The organism is Pseudomonas sp. ML2-2023-6 (assembly GCF_037055265.1).
GTDB lineage: Bacteria > Pseudomonadota > Gammaproteobacteria > Pseudomonadales > Pseudomonadaceae > Aquipseudomonas > Aquipseudomonas kulmbachensis.
The window spans coordinates 3,033,619-3,053,020 of the sequence record NZ_CP146347.1; the positions used below are offsets into that span (position 1 = coordinate 3,033,619).

At 57.0% G+C, this 19,402-nt stretch carries 18 protein-coding genes and 2 pseudogenes; 10 read left to right on the plus strand and 10 right to left on the minus strand.

Going from position 1 to position 19,402, the window contains the following annotated elements; all coding sequences use genetic code 11:
* Positions 1-3 precede the first annotated feature (3 nt).
* Together V6L79_RS13955 and V6L79_RS13960 are read right to left on the minus strand one after the other, a co-directional pair.
* Positions 4-963: a MoxR family ATPase gene (locus V6L79_RS13955; protein ID WP_003444726.1), complete on the minus strand. Its 960-nt coding sequence runs from the start codon at positions 961-963 to the stop codon at positions 4-6.
* Between the two features lie 334 nt (positions 964-1,297).
* A complete protein-coding gene (locus V6L79_RS13960) occupies positions 1,298-2,176 on the minus strand; it encodes a LysR family transcriptional regulator (protein WP_261742057.1) in 879 nt (292 codons plus the stop codon).
* A gap of 134 nt (positions 2,177-2,310) precedes the next feature.
* Here V6L79_RS13960 and V6L79_RS13965 point away from each other — a divergent pair, with 134 nt between their 5' ends.
* The gene (locus V6L79_RS13965; protein WP_321836501.1) at positions 2,311-3,144 is read left to right on the plus strand and encodes a DMT family transporter; all 834 of its coding nucleotides are present in this window, start codon (positions 2,311-2,313) and stop codon (positions 3,142-3,144) included.
* On the opposite strand, the gene V6L79_RS13970 is transcribed toward V6L79_RS13965, so the two are convergent.
* Together V6L79_RS13970 and V6L79_RS13975 are read right to left on the minus strand one after the other, a co-directional pair.
* Positions 3,141-3,884, minus strand: a complete 744-nt coding sequence (locus V6L79_RS13970; RefSeq protein WP_261742058.1) for an amidohydrolase family protein — start codon at positions 3,882-3,884, stop codon at positions 3,141-3,143. The two genes, V6L79_RS13965 and V6L79_RS13970, sit on opposite strands and share 4 nt — an antisense overlap.
* 148 nt (positions 3,885-4,032) lie before the next feature.
* On the minus strand, positions 4,033-4,389 hold the full coding sequence (locus V6L79_RS13975) for a hypothetical protein (RefSeq protein WP_261742059.1): 357 nt from the start codon (positions 4,387-4,389) through the stop codon (positions 4,033-4,035).
* Between the two features lie 495 nt (positions 4,390-4,884).
* On the opposite strand from V6L79_RS13975, the gene V6L79_RS13980 reads away from it, so the two are divergent.
* The gene (locus V6L79_RS13980) at positions 4,885-9,741 is read left to right on the plus strand and encodes an NAD-glutamate dehydrogenase (protein ID WP_261742060.1); all 4,857 of its coding nucleotides are present in this window, start codon (positions 4,885-4,887) and stop codon (positions 9,739-9,741) included.
* Positions 9,742-9,844: 103 nt separating this feature from the next.
* Here V6L79_RS13980 and V6L79_RS13985 read toward each other — a convergent pair whose 3' ends face one another.
* Complete coding sequence (locus V6L79_RS13985) at positions 9,845-10,108, minus strand: DUF4404 family protein (RefSeq protein WP_261742061.1); 264 nt, start codon at positions 10,106-10,108, stop codon at positions 9,845-9,847.
* A 292-nt stretch (positions 10,109-10,400) separates the two neighbouring features.
* On the opposite strand from V6L79_RS13985, the gene V6L79_RS13990 reads away from it, so the two are divergent.
* The 3 genes from V6L79_RS13990 (at position 10,401) to rssC (ending at position 13,096) form a co-directional block, all read left to right on the plus strand.
* Complete coding sequence (locus V6L79_RS13990) at positions 10,401-11,090, plus strand: VacJ family lipoprotein (protein WP_261742062.1); 690 nt, start codon at positions 10,401-10,403, stop codon at positions 11,088-11,090.
* Positions 11,091-11,432: 342 nt separating this feature from the next.
* The gene (rssB, locus tag V6L79_RS13995; protein ID WP_261742063.1) at positions 11,433-12,617 is read left to right on the plus strand and encodes a two-component system response regulator RssB; all 1,185 of its coding nucleotides are present in this window, start codon (positions 11,433-11,435) and stop codon (positions 12,615-12,617) included.
* Positions 12,614-13,096 carry an anti-sigma factor antagonist RssC gene (gene rssC / locus V6L79_RS14000; RefSeq protein WP_010657349.1) on the plus strand — a complete coding sequence of 161 codons (483 nt, stop codon included), beginning with the start codon at positions 12,614-12,616 and terminating at the stop codon, positions 13,094-13,096. The genes rssB and rssC overlap by 4 nt, the downstream gene beginning before the upstream one ends.
* Positions 13,097-13,165: 69 nt before the next feature.
* On the opposite strand, the gene dusA is transcribed toward rssC, so the two are convergent.
* On the minus strand, positions 13,166-14,176 hold the full coding sequence (gene dusA / locus V6L79_RS14005; protein WP_338578992.1) for a tRNA dihydrouridine(20/20a) synthase DusA: 1,011 nt from the start codon (positions 14,174-14,176) through the stop codon (positions 13,166-13,168).
* Positions 14,177-14,279: 103 nt separating this feature from the next.
* Between dusA and V6L79_RS14010 the strand changes: the two genes are divergently transcribed.
* Positions 14,280-15,404, plus strand: a complete 1,125-nt coding sequence (locus tag V6L79_RS14010; protein ID WP_338578993.1) for a site-specific integrase — start codon at positions 14,280-14,282, stop codon at positions 15,402-15,404.
* 1 nt (position 15,405) lies between these two features.
* On the opposite strand, the gene V6L79_RS14015 is transcribed toward V6L79_RS14010, so the two are convergent.
* From V6L79_RS14015 to V6L79_RS14030, 4 genes and pseudogenes are all read right to left on the minus strand, one after another.
* Positions 15,406-15,681, minus strand: coding sequence for a pyocin activator PrtN family protein (locus V6L79_RS14015; protein ID WP_153380016.1), 276 nt, complete (start codon positions 15,679-15,681; stop codon positions 15,406-15,408).
* Positions 15,678-15,896: an Arc family DNA-binding protein gene (locus tag V6L79_RS24755; protein WP_405046593.1), complete on the minus strand. Its 219-nt coding sequence runs from the start codon at positions 15,894-15,896 to the stop codon at positions 15,678-15,680. Before V6L79_RS24755 ends, V6L79_RS14015 begins: the two co-directional genes overlap by 4 nt.
* Positions 15,896-16,135 (minus strand): hypothetical protein, encoded by a 240-nt coding sequence (locus tag V6L79_RS14025; protein ID WP_338578994.1) that lies wholly within the window; start codon positions 16,133-16,135, stop codon positions 15,896-15,898. The genes V6L79_RS24755 and V6L79_RS14025 overlap by 1 nt, the downstream gene beginning before the upstream one ends.
* A 63-nt stretch (positions 16,136-16,198) precedes the next feature.
* Positions 16,199-17,923 (minus strand): annotated as a pseudogene (locus V6L79_RS14030) (bifunctional DNA primase/helicase); the annotation flags it as partial.
* Between the two features lie 133 nt (positions 17,924-18,056).
* Here V6L79_RS14030 and V6L79_RS14035 point away from each other — a divergent pair.
* The 4 genes and pseudogenes from V6L79_RS14035 to V6L79_RS14050 all read left to right on the plus strand — a co-directional run.
* A pseudogene (locus tag V6L79_RS14035) lies at positions 18,057-18,560 on the plus strand (phage tail tape measure protein); the annotation flags it as partial.
* A complete protein-coding gene (locus V6L79_RS14040; protein ID WP_338578996.1) occupies positions 18,560-18,877 on the plus strand; it encodes a DUF2590 family protein in 318 nt (105 codons plus the stop codon). The pseudogene V6L79_RS14035 and the gene V6L79_RS14040, both read left to right, overlap by 1 nt.
* Entirely contained in the window at positions 18,874-19,053 is a 180-nt protein-coding gene (locus V6L79_RS14045) for a hypothetical protein (protein WP_338580351.1), read from the plus strand. The genes V6L79_RS14040 and V6L79_RS14045 overlap by 4 nt, the downstream gene beginning before the upstream one ends.
* Positions 19,050-19,391 carry a hypothetical protein gene (locus tag V6L79_RS14050; protein WP_338578997.1) on the plus strand — a complete coding sequence of 114 codons (342 nt, stop codon included), beginning with the start codon at positions 19,050-19,052 and terminating at the stop codon, positions 19,389-19,391. The genes V6L79_RS14045 and V6L79_RS14050 overlap by 4 nt, the downstream gene beginning before the upstream one ends.
* The last annotated feature ends 11 nt before the right edge of the window (positions 19,392-19,402 follow it).

Below are 19,402 nucleotides of genomic sequence, written 5' to 3' on the forward strand. Positions count from 1 at the left end.
CGGTCAGGCAACGGCAACGACGTCGAGGATGCGCTGCACCACGCGGTCCTGGTCGATACCGGCGGCTTCGGCTTCGAACGACAGGATGATGCGGTGACGCAACACATCAAACAGCACGGCCTGGATGTCTTCGGGGCTGACGAAGTCGCGCCCGGCCAGCCAGGCGTGGGCCCGCGCGCAACGATCCAGCGCAATTGAGCCTCGAGGGCTGGCGCCGTAGGCGATCCAGTCGGCCATCTCGGGGTCGAACTTGCCTGGGGTACGGGTCGCCATCACCAGTTGCACCAGGTATTCCTCCACGGCATCGGCCATGTACAGCCCGAGGATTTCCTTGCGTGCGGCAAAAATCGCCTGCTGGCTGACCCTGCGCTCTGGCTTGGTTTCGCCGTTGAGGGCTTCGCCACGGGCCTGTTGCAGGATGCGCCGTTCGACGGCAGCGTCCGGGAAGCCGATTTTGACATGCATCAGAAAGCGGTCGAGCTGGGCTTCGGGCAACGGGTAGGTGCCTTCCTGCTCGATGGGGTTTTGCGTGGCCATCACCAGAAACAGCGGTGACAGCTCGTACGTGCTGCGCCCGACACTGACCTGGCGCTCGGCCATGGCTTCAAGCAAGGCGGATTGGACCTTGGCCGGGGCACGGTTGATTTCGTCCGCCAGCACCAGGTTGTGGAAGATTGGGCCTTGCTGAAACACGAAGCTGCCGGTTTCGGGGCGATAGATCTCGGTACCGGTGATGTCGGCGGGCAGCAGATCGGGGGTGAACTGAATTCGATGGAACTGCGCTTCAATGCCTTCAGCCAGTTCTTTGATGGCCTTGGTCTTGGCCAGACCGGGTGCGCCTTCGACGAGCATATGGCCGTCAGCGAGCAACGCGATCAGCAAGCGGTCGATGAGTTTTTCCTGACCGAGGATCTGCGTTGAGAGAAAGGTTCGCAGCGCAAGCAGCGCTTCACGATGTTCCATCGATGACTGTTCCTGAAAAGGACACCGGCGGCGCAAGAGTTACGCCGGGGCTGGGGGCGTTACTTTAATCCATTGAGGGTGCTGCGGACTAATGGCGGGGGGCTTTTTATGGAAAAATCTGAAATGCGCAGGGTTGTTGAGAATGGTGCTCATCTGCATGGGGTTTGGGAGGTGTGAAAGCTGACGGGCATCCCGTAGCAGCTGCCGAAGGAACGAGGCTGCGTTCGGCGACGCAGTCGTCGTAAAACCTGAGTACTCAATATCGCTGACACACCGAGGCGCCTGATTTGCGACGACTGCGTCGCCGAACGCAGCCTTCGTTCCTCGGCAGCTGCTACGCAGGCAGGTCCGCCTGAAAATGCTCCGTCAACAGCGCCGCAAAGGCATCTCGCGGCCCGTGCAGGCCGGTTTCGCTGTGCCAGAAAAACAGGTTGGGCATGGGCGCCAGTTCGGCAAAGCGATAGGTAGTCAGGTGCGCGGTCCCGCCAAAGCGCTGCAGGATGCTCTCCGGCACCAGTGCCAGACCTGCGCCTGCGCTGACGCAACCAATAATGCTGCCCCAGTTGGCGTAATCGACGCTGTTGATTTGCAGACGGTGCTCAGCCACCCAGTTCTCCAGTGCCGCACGGTACGGGCAACCCACAGGCCACATGAACACGGTGTGTTGATGCACATCGCCCAGTTGTGCGAGAGGCTCAAGTTCGGGGCTGGCAATCAACACCAGTTGTTCGTGATACAGCGTTGTTTTGGACAGTTTGGGCAGGTTGATCTGGCCTGCGACCAGTACGCCGTCAAGGCGGTGGTGTTTTACGTCTTCAAGCAATTGCTGCGACTTGCCTGTCACCAGTTCCAGCGATACCTGCGGGTAGCGCTGATGAAATATCGCCAGTAAGGGTGGTAGTCGGGCCGTGGCGCAAGACTCGATAGCACCGATGCGCAGCTTGCCGGTGGGCACGGCGTGGGGCGTTACGGCGCGTTTGGCCTGATCGACCAAGGCCAGGATCTGTTCGCTGTAACCCAGAAACACCTGGCCCGCCGCACTGATGCACAGCCCCCGACCTGCGCGGGTAAACAGCGCAGTCCCCAACTCGCTTTCGAGCTGTTTGATACGGGTGGTGATGTTGGACGGCACGCAATGCAACTGCCGGGCGGCCAGTGCAATGCTGCCGCACTCTGCCACGGCCTTGACCATGCGCAACTGGCTGAGCTCCATTGTTCACTCCTGATGAATTCTGGGCTCTTTATATCTCACTTGTGGCCGCTTGCGAGCGCGATAAACACTGCTCGCTACTTCATTCGGGTGTACAGGTCGTCAACGTGTCGTTTTCTCTGAAGCTTGTCGCGGCCATGGCCGCCGTTGTGCTGTGTTGGGCATATTCACCGATCGGCATTCATATTGGCCTGGAGAGCTATACGCCGGGGCATCTGGCTTTGCTCCGGTTTCTGATTGCATCGGCCTTTATGGCTGTAATTGCGCTGTTTGCCGGGATTGGCCTGCCCCGGCTGCGTGATGTGCCATGGCTGATGTTGCTGGGTTTTTTTGCGGTGGTGTTGCATCACGTGGTGTTGAATATGGGCCAGCGCTGGGTCAGCCCGGGGGCTTCGAGTGTACTGGCGCAGACGGCGCCGTTGTTCAGCACACTAATTGCCGCCATTTTTCTCAAGGAATCGGTGAGCCGCTGGCGCTGGCTATGGGTGGCGGTGGGGCTGGTTGGTGTGGTGCTGGTGATCTGGGCGGACAAGGGTGTTGGTGAGTTTCGCCCTCAAGGGTTACTGCTGCTAGTGGCTGCGCTGTCGTGGAGCATCTACTTCGCCTTGCAAAAGCACTATGGCAATCGCTATAGCCCGCTGACCATCGTCTGTTACATGGTCTGGGCCGGGACGCTGATGTTGTGTGCCTATTGGCCTGGGCTTGTAGATGAAGTGCGCAATGCTCCGGCTCGAGTCAATTGGGCGATATTGCTGCTAGGCCTGTTCCCCAGTGCCCTGGCGTATCTGTTGTGGGCCTATGTGCTGGCGCATACCGAGGTCAGCCGCTCGGTAGGGGTGATGTATCTGATCCCGCCGGTGGCCATGGTGATGGCGGCGGTTGTTCTGGGCAGCCCCGTCTCGGCCGGGGTGGTTGTGGGTGCTGCAATCGTGGTGGGTAGCGTGATTGTGATGAGTCGGCTCAAGGGCTAAAAGTAAAACGCTCTTGCGTTCTGCCACAGGGCCCTGCGCGCGCCGTCTTCACCCAGGGCATCAATCAACAGTGGGATGTCGTTGTCGGCAAAGGGGCGGGGAGCACGGGTTGACGGCAGGTCGGTGCCAAACATCAGGACGTTGGGGTTGGCGCTATGGATCTGTTGCAACACGTGCGGTACGGCAAAGTCGACCCGACCAAAGCCACAGGCCTTGACGCGTACGCCGTGCTCGGCCAAACGCAGCAGGCAGGGCAGGCCTTCATGGCTTAACCCCAGATGGTCGATGCTCAACGCAGGCAAGCGTCGCAGGCGGGTTTCTATGGCCTCCAGCTCGCGTGAATCGATATACAGCTCCGAGTGCCAACCCACCTGCTCATATACGCGCCTGGCCAGTGTTTCGAGTTGATCGAGTTGCTCTGAGCCACCGCGCTTGAGGTTAAAACGCAGGGCGCGTACGCCGTGCTGGTGCAGGGTTTGCAACTCGGCGTCGGTGACACTGGCAGGAAGTTGCGTGACCCCCACAAAGCCTGGCCCCAGCCGCTTCAAGGCAGCGATCAGGTAAGTCTGATCAAAGCCTTGAAATGAGCCGGAAACCACGGCGCCACCGACGATGCCCAGCGGTTCTGCCCGCGACAGGTAATCATCGACACTGAAAAAGTCGGGTAGATAGCCATTGTTGGGAATCAACGGGTAAGCGCTGTCGATAATATGGCAGTGGGCATCGAAGATCGGGGGCATGGCGGTGCTACCTGTGAGCTTCAGTGGAGGTGCATAACTGTGGGAGCGGGCTTGCTCGCGATGGTATTAGTGCAGTGTGCCAGATACACCGCTTCGCCTGCATCGCGAGCAAGCTCGCTCCCACAATGGTCCCTGCAAGGCTCGAGAGTTAATTCAGCTCGCTGATATAGGTGCCGGTGCCTTTGAGGATGTTCTGCAAGGTCTCTTCGACTTCGGCCAGGTCTGCGGCCGCGGTGTTGTGAAGGATTTCCAGATGGTCGTCGCCCTTGAGCACGTCAGCATCGCCAGCGCTGATTTCAATCAGCAGGCGGGTCGGGCTCAAGGTGACTTTGATCCCGTCCAGTGTCGAGGGCTCGTCTTCAAGGGTGATTTCCAGCTCGTCTTCGTCCGGGTAACGGGTCATCAGGAACATTTCGCCCTGATCCGTGTGGCAGCACAGCATGGCCATGTTGTCTTCTTCGTCATCGCACGGGTTGGCGAGCAGGTGGTCGGTGGTCATTTGCATGGGAAATTCCTGGCGCTCTGGGCGCGGGTAGGTCGAACAGAAGCCAATTTTGCCAGCCTGAACCGATTTGTGCTGGTTTGAATGGTGCAATGGGCTAAAAGCTCAGTCTTTTCTAATATGCGCTACAGAAACTACGGGGCTTTTATGAAGGTTTTTCGCGTGTGAATGCTAGGGTTGTTCAGTAACCGCGCTTGAGGTTGCGTGCCGATGACCGAATATGTCGCCGCACCGTAAGCAGGCTGTACGGCTCAATCGTTAAGCTGCGCGGTGATAGTTATCTCTAAAGGCACAGCCTGTTTATCCGGCAGTCGTTTTTGTAGATACCCATCCTGGAACGTGAATGTGACCCGCGGGTCACGGCCAGCTTCACCTCCCTGTCATGCTGTGTTTTGCAGGTGAATTGCCAAGTCCGGCCTTGCACAGTATTGGCAGCTCCCCACGCGGGAATAACACGCGACGCTTCTCTCAATAACAAGCCCAAGCGGAGTACCACAGATGGCGTTCTTCACCGCAGCCAGCAAAGCCGACTTCCAGCATCAACTGCAAGCAGCACTGGCGCAGCACATCAGTGAACAGGCACTGCCACAAGTGGCGCTGTTCGCTGAGCAATTCTTCGGCATCATTTCTCTGGATGAACTCACTCAACGTCGGATGTCCGACCTGGCAGGCTGCACGCTGTCGGCCTGGCGTTTGCTGGAGCGTTTCGACCCGGCCCAGCCGCAAGTGCGGGTCTTTAACCCTGATTACGAACGTCACGGCTGGCAGTCGACGCACACTGCGGTCGAAGTACTGCATCACGACCTGCCGTTCCTGGTGGACTCGGTGCGTACCGAGCTGAACCGTCGCGGTTACAGCATCCACACCCTGCAAACCACGGTATTGAGCGTACGCCGTGGCAGCAAGGGCGAGTTGCTGGAAATCCTGCCCAAGGGCACTACCGGTGAAGGCATCTCGCAAGAGTCGCTGATGTATCTGGAAATCGATCGCTGCGCCAATGCCGCTGAACTGAATGTGCTGAGCAAGGAACTGGAGCAGGTTCTGGGCGAAGTGCGTATTGCCGTGGCTGATTTTGAGCCAATGAAGGCCAAGGTTCAGGAGTTGCTGGCGAGTGTCGACAACTGCCAGTACGTGGTTGATGCCGGTGAAAAGGCCGAGGTCAAGAGCTTCCTGGAATGGCTGGTGGGTAACCACTTCACCTTCCTGGGCTACGAAGAATTTGTGGTACGTGACGAGGCAGATGGCGGGCATATCGAATATGACGCCGACTCTTTCCTCGGTCTGACCAAGCTGCTGCGCTCCGGCCTGACCGCCGAAGACTTGCGGATTGAAGATTACGCCGTCAGCTACCTGCGCATGCCGACCCTGCTGTCGTTTGCCAAGGCTGCGCACCCAAGCCGCGTGCATCGCCCGGCTTACCCTGACTATGTGTCGATCCGTCAGATCGATGCCGACGGCAAGGTGATCAAGGAATGCCGCTTTATGGGCCTGTATACCTCTTCGGTGTACGGCGAAAGCGTGCGGGAAATCCCTTATATCCGTCGCAAGGTTGCAGAAATCGAGCGCCGCTCCGGCTTCCAGCCCAAGGCTCACCTGGGCAAGGAACTGGCTCAGGTAGTTGAAGTACTGCCCCGCGATGACCTGTTCCAGACACCTGTGGATGAGCTGTTCACCACCGTGATGTCGATTGTACAAATCCAGGAGCGCAACAAGATTCGCGTGTTCCTGCGTAAAGACCCGTATGGCCGTTTCTGCTACTGCCTGGCTTACGTGCCGCGTGATGTGTACTCCACCGAAGTTCGGCAGAAAATCCAGCAGGTGCTGATGGAGCGTCTGCAAGCGTCGGATTGCGAGTTCTGGACCTTCTTCTCTGAGTCGGTGCTGGCCCGTGTGCAGCTGATTCTGCGGGTTGATCCGAAAAACCGGATCGATATCGACCCGCTGTTGCTGGAAAAAGAAGTGATCCAGGCCTGTCGCAGCTGGCAGGACGACTACGCCAGCCTGGTGGTTGAAAGCTTCGGCGAGGCCAATGGCACCAAAGTGCTGGCGGACTTCCCCAAGGGCTTTCCGGCAGGTTACCGCGAGCGTTTTGCCGCGCACTCAGCCGTGGTCGACATGCAGCACCTGATGAGCCTCAGCGAGAAAAACCCGCTGGTTATGAGCTTCTATCAGCCCCTGGGCCAGAGTGCCGGTCAGGAGCTGCATTGCAAGCTGTATCACGCTGATACACCGCTGGCGCTGTCGGACGTGCTGCCGATTCTGGAAAATCTTGGCCTGCGCGTACTGGGCGAGTTCCCGTACCGTCTGCGTCATGCCAATGGTCGTGAGTTCTGGATTCATGACTTCGCCTTTACTGCTGGCGAAGGCTTGAATCTGGATATCCAGCAACTCAACGACACGCTGCAGGATGCATTCGTGCATATCGTCAGCGGCGACGCCGAGAACGATGCCTTCAACCGCCTGGTACTGACTGCCGGTTTGCCGTGGCGTGATGTGGCGTTGCTGCGTGCTTACGCCCGTTACCTGAAGCAGATCCGCCTGGGCTTTGACCTGGGTTATATCGCCAGCACCCTGAACAACCACACCGACATCGCCCGCGAGTTGACCCGGTTGTTCAAGACCCGTTTCTATCTGGCGCGCAAACTCACGGCCGAAGACCTGGAAGACAAGCAACTGCGTCTGGAACAGGCGATTCTGACGGCACTGGACGATGTTCAGGTGCTCAACGAAGACCGCATCCTGCGTCGTTACCTGGACCTGATCAAAGCCACTCTGCGCACCAACTTCTACCAGCCGGATGCCAACGGTCATAACCGTTCGTACTTCAGCTTCAAGTTCAATCCGCACCTGATTCCAGAGCTGCCAAAACCTGTACCGAAATTTGAAATCTTCGTGTACTCGCCTCGGGTCGAAGGCGTGCACTTGCGTTTCGGTAACGTGGCGCGTGGCGGCTTGCGCTGGTCGGACCGTGAAGAAGACTTCCGTACCGAAGTGCTGGGCCTGGTAAAAGCCCAGCAAGTGAAGAACTCGGTCATCGTGCCGGTGGGCGCCAAGGGCGGTTTCGTGCCGCGTCGCCTGCCATTGGGTGGCGGCCGTGACGAGATCCAGGCTGAGGCGATTGCCTGCTACCGGATCTTTATTTCCGGCCTGCTGGACATCACCGATAACCTCAAGGACGGCGCACTGGTGCCGCCATTGAACGTCGTTCGTCACGACGATGATGACCCGTACCTGGTGGTTGCCGCCGACAAGGGCACTGCAACGTTCTCCGACATCGCCAACGGCATCGCCATCGATTACGGCTTCTGGCTGGGTGATGCGTTCGCGTCGGGCGGCTCGGCCGGTTATGACCATAAAAAAATGGGCATTACCGCCAAGGGCGCCTGGGTCGGCGTGCAGCGCCACTTCAAAGAGCGCGGGATCAACGTTCAGCAAGACAGCATCAGCGTGGTCGGTGTCGGCGATATGGCCGGTGACGTGTTCGGTAACGGCTTGTTGATGTCCGACAAGCTGCAACTGGTCGCGGCTTTCAACCATCTGCATATCTTTATCGATCCGAACCCAGAGCCTGCGAACAGCTTCGTTGAGCGTCAGCGCCTGTTCGACCTGCCGCGTTCGGCTTGGTCGGATTACGACACCAGCATCATGTCGGCGGGCGGCGGGATCTTCTCCCGTAGCGCGAAAAGCATTGCTATCTCGCCCGAGATGAAAGAGCGCTTCGCAATCAGTGCCGACAAGCTGACCCCGACCGAACTGCTCAACGCCTTGCTCAAGGCGCCAGTAGATCTGCTGTGGAACGGCGGTATCGGTACTTACGTCAAAGCCAGCAGCGAAAGCCACGCCGATGTTGGCGACAAGGCCAACGATGCGTTGCGCGTCAATGGCAACGAATTGCGCTGCAAGGTAGTGGGCGAGGGCGGCAACCTGGGCATGACCCAGTTGGGTCGTGTCGAGTTCAACCTTAATGGCGGTGGCTCCAACACCGACTTTATCGACAACGCTGGCGGCGTGGACTGCTCTGACCACGAAGTGAATATCAAAATCCTGCTCAATGAAGTGGTGCAGGCTGGCGATATGACCGAGAAGCAGCGCAACCAGTTGCTGGGCAGCATGACCGACGAAGTGGGCGGTCTGGTGCTGGGCAACAACTACAAGCAGACCCAGGCCATCTCGCTGGCGGCCCGTCGTGCCTATGAGCGGATTGCCGAATACAAGCGCCTGATGAACGATCTGGAAGCCCGTGGCAAGCTGGACCGTGCCATTGAGTTCCTGCCGTCAGAAGAGCAGCTCAACGAGCGTGTCGCGGCCGGTCATGGCCTGACTCGTGCCGAGCTGTCGGTGCTGATCTCGTACAGCAAGATCGACCTCAAGGAGGCCTTGCTAAACTCCCAGGTGCCTGACGACGTCTACCTGACCCGCGACATGGAAACCGCGTTCCCGCCGATGCTGGTCAGCAAGTTTGCCGAAGCCATGCGTCGTCACCGTCTGAAGCGCGAAATCGTCAGCACCCAGATTGCCAACGATCTGGTCAACCACATGGGCATCACCTTTGTCGAACGCTTGAAAGAGTCGACCGGCATGAGTGCAGCCAACGTGGCTGGTGCTTACGTGATCGTGCGCGACATTTTCCACCTCCCGCACTGGTTCCGTCAGATCGAAGCGCTGGACTATCAGGTGCCGGCTGAAATCCAGCTGGCGCTGATGGACGAGCTGATGCGTCTGGGCCGCCGTGCTACACGCTGGTTCCTGCGCAGCCGTCGCAACGAACTGGACGCGGCGCGCGATGTGGCGCACTTCGGTCCGCATCTGGCAGCGTTGGGCCTCAAGCTCGACGAATTGCTGGAAGGTCCTACCCGCGAAGGCTGGCAGACCCGCTACCAGGCGTACGTCGAGGCTGGCGTGCCGGAGTTGCTGGCGCGGATGGTGGCCGGTACTACGCACCTGTACACCTTGCTGCCGATCATCGAAGCGTCGGATGTGACCGGTCAAAATGCCGCTGATGTGGCCAAGGCGTACTTCGCCGTTGGCAGCGCACTGGACCTGACCTGGTACCTGCAGCAGATCAGCAACTTGCCGGTTGAAAACAACTGGCAGGCGCTGGCCCGCGAAGCGTTCCGCGACGATATCGACTGGCAGCAGCGTGCAATTACCGTCTCGGTATTGCAGATGACGGATGCTGGCGAAAGTATCGAAGCGCGCCTGGCGCTGTGGCTTGAGCAGAATAACTCGATGGTTGAGCGCTGGCGCGCGATGCTGGTCGATCTGCGGGCTGCAACCGGCAACGACTACGCGATGTACGCGGTGGCCAACCGCGAGCTGCTTGACCTGGCGTTGAGCGGTCAATCAGGGCTCTGACAGCCTGAGTAGCAAAACGAAGCCCCGGCTCATGTGAAGTGAGTCGGGGCTTTTTTGCAATTGATCAACTGTGGGAGCGAGTGTATGGGCTGTAGCGGGCAGGTCAGATCCCGATATTACCCAGGGTTTGCACGATATTGCGCAGCGTCACGGCCAGGGTAGGGTGCTCGACCTCGAAGCGTTCTACCGCGAGGTTGACGCTGTCGGCGAGGCTGGAATCGTTGGTGGCCTTTTCGATGTCGATCTGAGCCTGGATTTGGGTTGAGAGCTGGTTCAAATGATCACGCTCTTCTTGGGTGAGCGGTGGATTCTGTTCCAGTTGCTCGCGCAGGGTGTCGAGTTGTTCTTGCAGTTCGCGGGCAGGCATAGCATTCATCCTTTATTGATAGGCTCTGATGTAGACCTTGGCAGTGAACAAAAGGTCTGCAAGTGAACTTCTAGATTAATCCACTCGTGTCCAGAGTGCATGATCTCTATCAAAATCACTTGGGTACATTGCCCAGCGGGATAAAAGAATTGCGGAGGGCGGAACGTCTATCGTTAATACAAGTCTGTTTTGAGGCTTGCTTGGGGGCTGCCTAAAACAGATTTACCGTTATACTACGGGCCTGACTCAGGGCATAGCGCCCAAGTATCAAGTAACTTCAGGGAGTTTTGCTATGCGCTGGACCGATCGTCTTGCTCAATTATGTGTCTGTGCCGGTGTGGCCATGCTGCCATTTGCTGCCAATGCAGCCTCCGAAGATGACCCGTGGGAAGGGGTCAACCGTGTGGTTTTCAAATTCAACGACACGATTGATACCTACGCCTTGAAGCCGCTTGCTCAAGGCTATCAGTACATCACTCCGCAATTTTTGGAGGATGGCATCCACAACATGTACCGCAATATCGGTGATATTCGAAACCTGGCCAACGATGTCTTGCAAGCCAAGCCTCACGCCGCCGGTGTAGACACCGCTCGTTTGTTGCTCAATACCACCCTGGGTGTAGCCGGTTTCTTTGACCTGGGCACCAAAATGGGCCTGCATCGCAACAGCGAAGACTTCGGTCAGACCTTGGGCCGTTGGGGCGTTGAAAGCGGTCCTTACGTCGTGCTGCCGTTACTGGGCCCGAGCACCGTGCGTGATGCGGTCGGCATTTACCCTGACTCCTTCACCGAACCGTACCGCTACATCAATGATATCCCGGCACGTAACATGACCATCGGCATGGACTTGATCGATACCCGCGCTAGCTTGTTGTCGGCCGAAAAACTGATCACCGGCGACAAGTACATCTTTATCCGCAATGCGTATCTGCAAAACCGCGAATTCAAAGTCAAGGACGGGCAGGTTGTCGACGACTTTTAAGTCGCTCTGCGTGTGCGCAAAAAACGGCCCGGGTGGCCGTTTTTTGCATTGTTGCAGATGAGAAATAATCTGCTTTAGAACACTTCTGACCTTGGTTTTAGTTGCCGTATTGGTGGTTCTTATAACCCGCGGGAATTTAACGTGACGAACACCTCAAGCCACCATCGGCCTGAGCTTGAAACCCCCCGCGGATGGGAGTACCGTCTGCGCCTTACACGGGCACCTTTGTAGGATCGAGCAACACAGTCGATTTGAATCAGGGATGTTCACAAGCCAATTCAGTCGCTGAGCTCGACGTAATCGAGCCTCCACGACAACCTAATTCTGGCGCCGTTTGCCCACATGCAAAAAACCAGTGCCACGCTGCTGATCATTGATGACGACGACGTAGTGCGCGCCAGCCTGGCGGCCTACTTGGAAGACAGCGGCTTCAGCGTCCTTCAGGCCAGTAATGGCTTGCAAGGCCTTCAGGTGTTCGAGCTAGAGCAGCCAGATTTAATCATCTGTGACCTGCGCATGCCGCAAATGAGTGGTCTGGAGCTGATTCGCCAGGTCACCCTGCGCTCGTCGCAAACGCCTGTGATCGTCATCTCGGGCGCAGGTGTGATGAGTGATGTGGTCGAGGCGTTGCGTCTTGGCGCTGCCGACTATCTGATCAAGCCGCTCGAAGATCTCGCCGTTCTGGAGCACTCCGTACACCGGGCGCTGGATCGTGCGCGTTTAGTACTTGAGAATCAGCGTTATCGCGACAAGCTTGAGTCTGCCAACCGCGAGCTCGAGGCCAGCCTGCATTTACTGCAGGAAGACCAGAACGCGGGCAGGCAGGTGCAGATGAACATGCTGCCGGTCAGCCCTTGGTCCATTGATGAATTCAACTTCGCTCATCAGATCATTCCGTCGCTGTACCTGTCCGGTGATTTTGTTGACTACTTCCGAGTCGACGAGCGTCGGGTAGCGTTCTATCTGGCTGACGTTTCCGGTCACGGCGCGTCTTCAGCGTTTGTCACAGTGCTGCTCAAGTTCATGACCACACGCCTGCTGTTTGAATCCAAGCGCAATGGCAGCCTGCCGGAGTTCAAGCCTTCCGAAGTGCTTGGGCACATCAACCGTGGCCTGATCAACTGCAAGCTGGGCAAGCACGTAACCATGGTGGGTGGGGTGATTGATGAAGAAACCGGCTTGCTGACCTACAGCATTGGCGGACACCTGCCACTGCCGGTGCTCTACACTCCTGACAGCGTTAGTTATCTCGAAGGGCGAGGGCTGCCCGTTGGCTTGTTCAACGAAGCCACGTACGAGGATCATGTGCTGAAACTGCCTGAAACCTTCAGCCTTACGCTGATGTCAGACGGGATACTGGATCTTTTGACCGAGCCTACGCTCAAAGAGAAAGAAGCTGCTTTACCGCAATTGGTGAAAACAGCAGGCGGCAGCCTGGATGGTCTGCGCCAGGTTTTTGGATTAGCTACGCTAGGGGAGATGCCGGATGATATCGCCTTGTTGGTGTTGAGCAGGAATCTTAAATGAGTACCGGTAGAATTCAGTTCGCCGAACAGGATGGCACCTTCGTCCTGAAGTTTGTGGGTGAAGTGCGTCTGACGTTGTGTTCGGCACTGGATGCGACAATCGAGAGGATTTTCACGGCGCTGAATTTTAACGCCATCGTGATCGACCTCACCGAAACCCGCAGTATCGACAGCACCACACTGGGTTTGCTGGCGAAACTGTCGATTTTGTCGCGTCAAAAAATAGGCCTGTTGCCAACGGTGGTCACCACCCACGAAGACATCACCCGTCTGCTGCAATCGATGGGCTTTGATCAGGTGTTCAACATCATCGGCAAGCCAATCCCATGCCCTGAGTGCCTGACAGACTTGCCTTCGCAGGACCAGTCCGAAGAAGTGGTTCGGGTCAAGGTGCTTGAAGCCCACAAGATCCTGATGGGGCTAAACGACTCCAACCGTGAAGCGTTCCACGACCTGGTGAATGCGCTCGAGCGTCACTGATCCAAAAGCGGCAGCATAAAAAAAGGGGCCGTCCTGTGCAGGAACGGCCCCTTTTTGATTGCGCTCGGTTTAGCGGCCTTCCAGCAGCTCCCCAGCTTGATCCAGAAGGGCCAGTGGATCCTTGGCCTTATGGATATCCACCGACAGCAACTGGCGGAAGCGTCGGGCGCCTGGGAACCCTTGGCCCAGCCCCAGAATGTGCCGCGTGATGTGATGCATCGAGCCGCCCGCAGCAATATGCGCTGCGATATAGGGCCGTAACAACGCCAGCGCCTGGGCCCGTGAAATCACAGGTGCAGTGCTGCCAAACAACAGTTGATCGACCTCGGCCAAAATGTACGGGTTGTGGTAGGCCTCACGGCCCAGCATCACACCATCGAACACCTGCAAATGCTCCTGGCATTGCTCAAGCGTCTTGATCCCGCCATTGAGAATAATCTCCAGCTCAGGAAAGTCGGTTTTCAACTGCGCAGCCACGTCATAACGCAGGGGGGGGATATCGCGATTCTCTTTCGGCGACAGCCCTTCCAGAATGGCGATACGCGCATGCACGGTAAAACTGGTGCAACCCGCATCACGAACGGTGCCGACAAAATCGCACAACTGCTCGTAGCTATCGCGCCCGTTAATGCCGATCCGGTGCTTGACCGTAACCGGAACAGACACCGCATCACGCATTGCCTTCACACAGTCGGCAACCAACGCCGGGTGCGCCATCAAGCAGGCGCCGATCATATTGTTCTGCACCCGATCGCTCGGGCAGCCGACATTAAGATTCACCTCGTCATAACCCACATCCTGAGCCATACGCGCGCACGCCGCCAAATCGGCCGGCACACTGCCGCCCAACTGCAGGGCCAGCGGATGCTCAGTCTCGTCATGACGCAAAAAGCGTTCGGCATCCCCATTGAGCAATGCGCCCGTGGTGACCATTTCGGTGTATAGCAGCGCGTTTTTGGATAGCAGGCGCAGGAAGTAGCGGCAGTGGCGATCTGTCCAATCCATCATAGGGGCCACGCTAAAGCGCCTGGACACCGAAGAGCCTTTGTTTTCGTGGGTTGTAGCTGATTTTTCTAGCATTTTGCTCTACGTGTTTAAGGCGTGTTTTAGGGGGTAAAAGGGCGTTTTTCTGAAGTGAGTGGTAAAATGTACCACTTCAAAACAGGCGTGTACCACTTCATCTATGGCAACCATCCGATCCAGAAAGCTAGCCGACGGCACGGTGCGTTATACCGCTCAGATCCGTGTAAAACGTGACGGGGCGCAAGTCTACCAAGAGAGCCTGACTTTCGCCCGTAAACAGGCCGCTCAGGCGTGGGCGCGTAAGCGAGAAGCCGAGTTGGATCAACCCGGGGCGATTGAGCGGGCAAACCGCATAGGGGCGACTGTCAAAGAAATGATCGATCGTTACATGGTCGAAATGGAAAAAGCCCGCGGCCTCGGTAAAACCAAGCTTGCCACGCTCAAGGCTATCAGTGAGTCCTACCTGGGTGAGGTAAATGACCAGGACTTGAGCTGCCAGATATTGGTTGAGTATGCGGTCTGGCGAATGGGGCCGGAAGGCGGTGGAGTGCTGCCTCAGACCGCTGGCAACGATTTGGCGCACCTTGGGGCTGTGCTTTCAATTGCTCGCCCGGCATGGGGCTATGAGGTCGACCCTCACCTGATGGCCGATGCCCGCAAGGTGTTACGCAAGCTGGGCTACAACATGCGCAGTCGAGAACGTGACCGCCGCCCGACTCTGGATGAGCTGGATAGGCTGCTGGAGTACTTCCAATCGATTCAGGACAGGCGCCCGACTTCCATCAATATGCTCAAGATGACAGCGTTCGCCTTATTCTCGACGCGGCGTCAGGAAGAGATCACCCGGATCAAGTGGGCGGATCTGGACGCGGAGGGGAGTAGAGTCCTGGTGCGGGATATGAAGAACCCCGGGCAAAAGATTGGCAACGATGTGTGGTGTCACCTACCGTCAGAAGCCTTGGCCATCCTGCAGTCAATGCCGAAGACCGTTGACGTGATTTTTCCCTACAGTGCTGAATCAACTTCCGCATCCTGGACACGGGCATGCAAGTTTTTGGGGATCATCGATCTGCACTTTCACGACCTGCGCCATGAGGGTGTCAGTCGCTTGTTTGAAATGGATTGGGATATACCGAGGGTGGCTAGCGTATCGGGGCATCGCGACTGGAACTCGATGCGTCGCTATACCCACCTGCGTGGACGGGGGGACGCTTATGAAAACTGGAAGTGGTTGGATATTGTGGTCAAGGCGCCCGTGAAGCTGGGCGCCTTGACCTTAAAGTGATTTAACCCCTACGAGGTGCGCTGTTGAGCTGCTGACTCTCCTTCATCGCTGCAGCGCGCTGGCTGTCCAGGTACTCGGAAAGATCCGAGATATGAATCCCCTTGGCACTTTTCTGGCTGGCCTCCATCCGAGTGATGGGGATTTTAATCAGTCCGGCCATCACCTTGCGCTCAAACATATTGGTGGTTAGGTGGGTAAAGTAATCCGTGCAGACCTTATGCAAAGGGATCACTACTTGGGCATCGTATTGGGCCATCAGAACAAACAGAGTTTTCATTTCCCGGCTTCCAGTTCAGCAATGCGATTTAGCAGTTGGGCAATAACCTTGTTCTTCTGATCGAGCACCAGTTCCAAGGCGAGCGAGCGTTCCAGTCGATAGATTATTTCACCGTTCATGCTTCGTTGGTTTCTATAGGCGACGGTGGCAATTTCAGGACGAAGACCATCGGGTAACCGGATTACAAACTTGTCTTGAGCGCGTGAGTCAGTCATTAGTTAGCTCCCAGGGACATGGATTTAGCGAGTAACTGCGCAACTACGGCAGCATCCCGCTCCGATAGCTCGCCCAAGGTTTGGGCCATACTGCTCAAACTTTCCAGGCGCACACGTGCCTCTGGTGTTTTGTGTACCAGGTAACCGATCACTGCAGCTCCGATAATAGCTGTGGCCACCAGGTGCCTGGCCGGTGTGGTAGCCTTTACTTCGCTGCTGCTTTGGTTTGTCACTTTCATGGTGTAGTCCTCAGTGGTGGTTGGTGTCGGGGAGCTGCAACTCCTCGACACCGCATTTCGAATTCAGGCTTTGAACTGCCAGCAGCTCACCGACTCAGGTGGGGGATTCACCAAGTTGTTTTTCCGCTGGATGCTGTTGATGGCGCTGGATGTGGTGCGATTGATATCAATCAACTTGTGCGATCGGCATTCACGCAGTAACTGACGCAAGGTGCCGATGTCTGCCAGCTTCTGACGATGTTCTGCCGCTATCTTGGCGAAGCCGTTGAGGTTGATTGCGATGACGTCAGGCTTCTTGCTGTGGTTTACCAACGGTTCGCTGGTGAGCGACTCCAGGTACTCATAGACCTGCCAGAACTCGACTACCGCTGGTGGATCCATGACGATTGCAGACTGGCGTTCGTGCGCCATTTCGATGATCTCTACACGGGTGCTCGTGATCATTGCGTCGGTCAATGGCAGCACCAGGGCAAGGCAATCAACAAGTGCAAGCATCATGCTGTGGTTCTTGACTATTCGAGCTGAGCTCAGCGTGCGCAACGAGCGCAGGTGCTCGCGGTGCTTAGGATAGGTTTCGGCGAACTTGGCCATAATCTGTGGTTCAAGACTGATGGCCTGAACAAGGAAGTTGCTGACCTCGTCTGTTGCCATCTGACTCAGTGCATCTGCGGCCGCGCTGCTTTCGGCTGTGATCTTTGGCTTGAGGAAGTGCAGTTTGACTATCCGACTCATAATCGCTTCATTGCCAGTGACGGGAGCGTTTTGGCAGATTGCGATTGCTGCGCGGAACTCAGGCTCATAGGTTTCATTGGTGTTGTTTTTCACACCACGGGTACCCAGCAGGCCGCCACCGAAGAAGTCTTTCAGCTCGTTCATATCGAACGATTTGTTATTTGATGCGTCGTTGTCGCGATCCCCTTCGATAAACACGACCGGCATCCCTGCGACCTGGCCCATCGCACGACTACGGCCTGATGCAGTACCTTTCATTGGGTCGAAGCCTTCGTAATGGGGCCGTCCGAAGAGTTTCCACAGGAACATAATCAACGTGGTCTTACCCGCGTCCGGTTCGCCAGTGGCCTCCAAGAACGGGAAGCTTTCGTACTGTTCCCGGATCTGTTCTGAGAACAGCGAACCAAACCAAAACGTCAGTGCAGCCAGTCCCTTTTCGCCGAAGCACAGCCACAGCTTGGCCAGCCAGTCATCGCGATAGCCTTTGTTGGTTGCCTTGGGATTGATTTTTACGTTCTTGACCAGGCATTTAACCCGGCGCTTGCCGAACTCAAAGTAATCATCGGAATTGACCTGGTAAACGACACCGTTATGACAGGCAAGACCATTGAAAATGTAAGCCTGATGTTCTTTGCTATACCCAACAAAGTCGATTGTTTCTACGGTTTTGATACCTTCGATTTGCTTCATTGAAATCTGGTCAAGGTGCTTTTGGGCACCCAGCCATGTGGAGCTGGAGTAGAGAAGACGGGCTTTAAACTCGGTGCTCGATGAAAACTGTTTCAGGGTGAAAGTGATCTTTTCGCTTGGAGCATCACCGTGCGGATTGATACGGACGTAATACCACGCCTCACCAGTTGCTTCGTTTAGTTGCTTGTAGAGCGTTTCAAAAGTGCAGTTCGCCAACTGCTTCAACGAGCAAGCGCTATCCAACGCTTTTTGTCGGGCTGCCTTTGCGTTCAGAAGCTGGTCGTCATGGTCATCGCTGTTGAGGAGTTCACGTTGTTCCTCATCGAGCTTGTGCAGATCAAACTTTGCCCAGTACAGGCGGTTGGCCGAAGACGCGCTAGATGCCCTCAACCGCAAGTCGCTGGAATTCTCCGTGGCCTACGGGGCTAGCGCCCGGGACTTTGTGGCCTCGGCGTACACGATTGAGGGTGCGATCAAGGGCATGACCGGCAGCCAGCTGGCCGCTGCCTATTACTGGGACGAGTGGACATCCGCGCTACTCAACAGTGCCGCGTTCAAGTGGGTCAGTGACCAGTTGCAGGGCCTCAGTGACTGGTTCAGCTCGATGGGCGGCTGGTCAGGCATGGCCAAGGCCGCGTGGGACGGGATCATCAACATCTTTAAAAACGCCATCAATGGCTTGATCGAGATGCTGAACAAGATCCCCGGCGTGAAGATCGATGCGGCCTTTGGCGCCTTGCCAGAGATGCCCGGTATGAAGATGGCCATGTCTGCAGCCGACCAGGCGGGACGTGGCGAAAAGCTCCAACAAACCCTCAATTCATCCATGCCCAGCCTGTCGCCAACACGGGCCAGCGCTGTGCCCCAGGGCGGATTACTGAAAAGCATCCAGAACAACCAGACCCAGAACAAAGGCACGCACGTGGAGAAAGTCGAGATCCACAACAGCAAGCCGATGAGCCCGCTGGAGATGGAAAACATGATCGGCATGGCGGTGGGCTGATGACGCTTTATATCGATCTGCTGATCACTGACAACGACCTGACCCTAGACCCGTCCAACCAGCCCGTGCTGATCGATGACCGGGGCAGCATCGCCCAGGACATCGCCCACATGATCCGCGAAAGCGGGCTGCTGGTGAGGCTGGTAGCCGAGCGCGACCGTTTCCAGCGAGCCGACTGCATCCAGCAAATGGAGCTGATCGTGGAAGACGACCAGCGTCTGGTGCCCGGGACGGCTCGGATCATCGACCAGAAAGACGGGCAGTACCTGGTCACTGCCCAAACCGTTGAATTTGGCCTTATCGAGGTGGCTGTGTGAGCGAAATAGATTTTAAACAGGCGCTGGCAGATGCTGGCATCCCGACCACCAAGGCCAAGTTGCGTCAGGCATGGGAGGCCGAAGTGGCAGCCCAGGGCAGCAAGCTGAGCAACAGCAGTGGCTGGGCGAGTTTGTCAGCCAGCACAACGGCGTACTGCCCACCGACTTTCCAATGACCAGCGTTCCCCAGCCAGTGCCTGACGACTTCACCGGGCATATGACCGGCCTGTGGTTGTCCGGCGCGTGCATGGCTGCCATGGCGGGCTGTGAGCACCCGCAGCTGAACACGTTGATCGAGGCGTGCGTCACCGAGCTGCAAAACAACTACGTGGTAACGCCTGTACCTGGTCAACCCATGAACGGTTGCTGGAGTCCGGCGGTTCGCCTTGGAACCGATAACGGCATGTTCTTTGGCTTCTGGGCCGGGGAGATCCTGCGCGGCCTGGGCATGTACATCTTGCTTAAACAACTTGGCCCCGGGGCGAGCATTTTCGACCGCCATCCACACGCTTAAAAATTACTGAA

Bases quoted from the DNA above. Each gene is read 5' to 3' on its own strand.
- V6L79_RS13965 (WP_321836501.1), top strand. From the start codon at position 2,311: ATGGCCGCCGTTGTGCTGTGTTGGGCATATTCACCGATCGGCATTCAT.
- V6L79_RS13960 (WP_261742057.1), bottom strand. From the start codon at position 2,176: ATGGAGCTCAGCCAGTTGCGCATGGTCAAGGCCGTGGCAGAGTGCGGC.
- rssC (WP_010657349.1), top strand. From the start codon at position 12,614: ATGAGTACCGGTAGAATTCAGTTCGCCGAACAGGATGGCACCTTCGTC.
- V6L79_RS14025 (WP_338578994.1), bottom strand. From the start codon at position 16,135: ATGAAAGTGACAAACCAAAGCAGCAGCGAAGTAAAGGCTACCACACCG.
- V6L79_RS14040 (WP_338578996.1), top strand. From the start codon at position 18,560: ATGACGCTTTATATCGATCTGCTGATCACTGACAACGACCTGACCCTA.
- V6L79_RS13980 (WP_261742060.1), top strand. From the start codon at position 4,885: ATGGCGTTCTTCACCGCAGCCAGCAAAGCCGACTTCCAGCATCAACTG.
- V6L79_RS24755 (WP_405046593.1), bottom strand. From the start codon at position 15,896: ATGACTGACTCACGCGCTCAAGACAAGTTTGTAATCCGGTTACCCGAT.
- V6L79_RS14010 (WP_338578993.1), top strand. From the start codon at position 14,280: ATGGCAACCATCCGATCCAGAAAGCTAGCCGACGGCACGGTGCGTTAT.
- V6L79_RS13985 (WP_261742061.1), bottom strand. From the start codon at position 10,108: ATGCCTGCCCGCGAACTGCAAGAACAACTCGACACCCTGCGCGAGCAA.
- dusA (WP_338578992.1), bottom strand. From the start codon at position 14,176: ATGCTAGAAAAATCAGCTACAACCCACGAAAACAAAGGCTCTTCGGTG.
- V6L79_RS13955 (WP_003444726.1), bottom strand. From the start codon at position 963: ATGGAACATCGTGAAGCGCTGCTTGCGCTGCGAACCTTTCTCTCAACG.
- rssB (WP_261742063.1), top strand. From the start codon at position 11,433: ATGCAAAAAACCAGTGCCACGCTGCTGATCATTGATGACGACGACGTA.
- V6L79_RS13970 (WP_261742058.1), bottom strand. From the start codon at position 3,884: ATGCCCCCGATCTTCGATGCCCACTGCCATATTATCGACAGCGCTTAC.
- V6L79_RS13975 (WP_261742059.1), bottom strand. From the start codon at position 4,389: ATGCAAATGACCACCGACCACCTGCTCGCCAACCCGTGCGATGACGAA.
- V6L79_RS13990 (WP_261742062.1), top strand. From the start codon at position 10,401: ATGCGCTGGACCGATCGTCTTGCTCAATTATGTGTCTGTGCCGGTGTG.
- V6L79_RS14050 (WP_338578997.1), top strand. From the start codon at position 19,050: ATGACCAGCGTTCCCCAGCCAGTGCCTGACGACTTCACCGGGCATATG.
- V6L79_RS14015 (WP_153380016.1), bottom strand. From the start codon at position 15,681: ATGAAAACTCTGTTTGTTCTGATGGCCCAATACGATGCCCAAGTAGTG.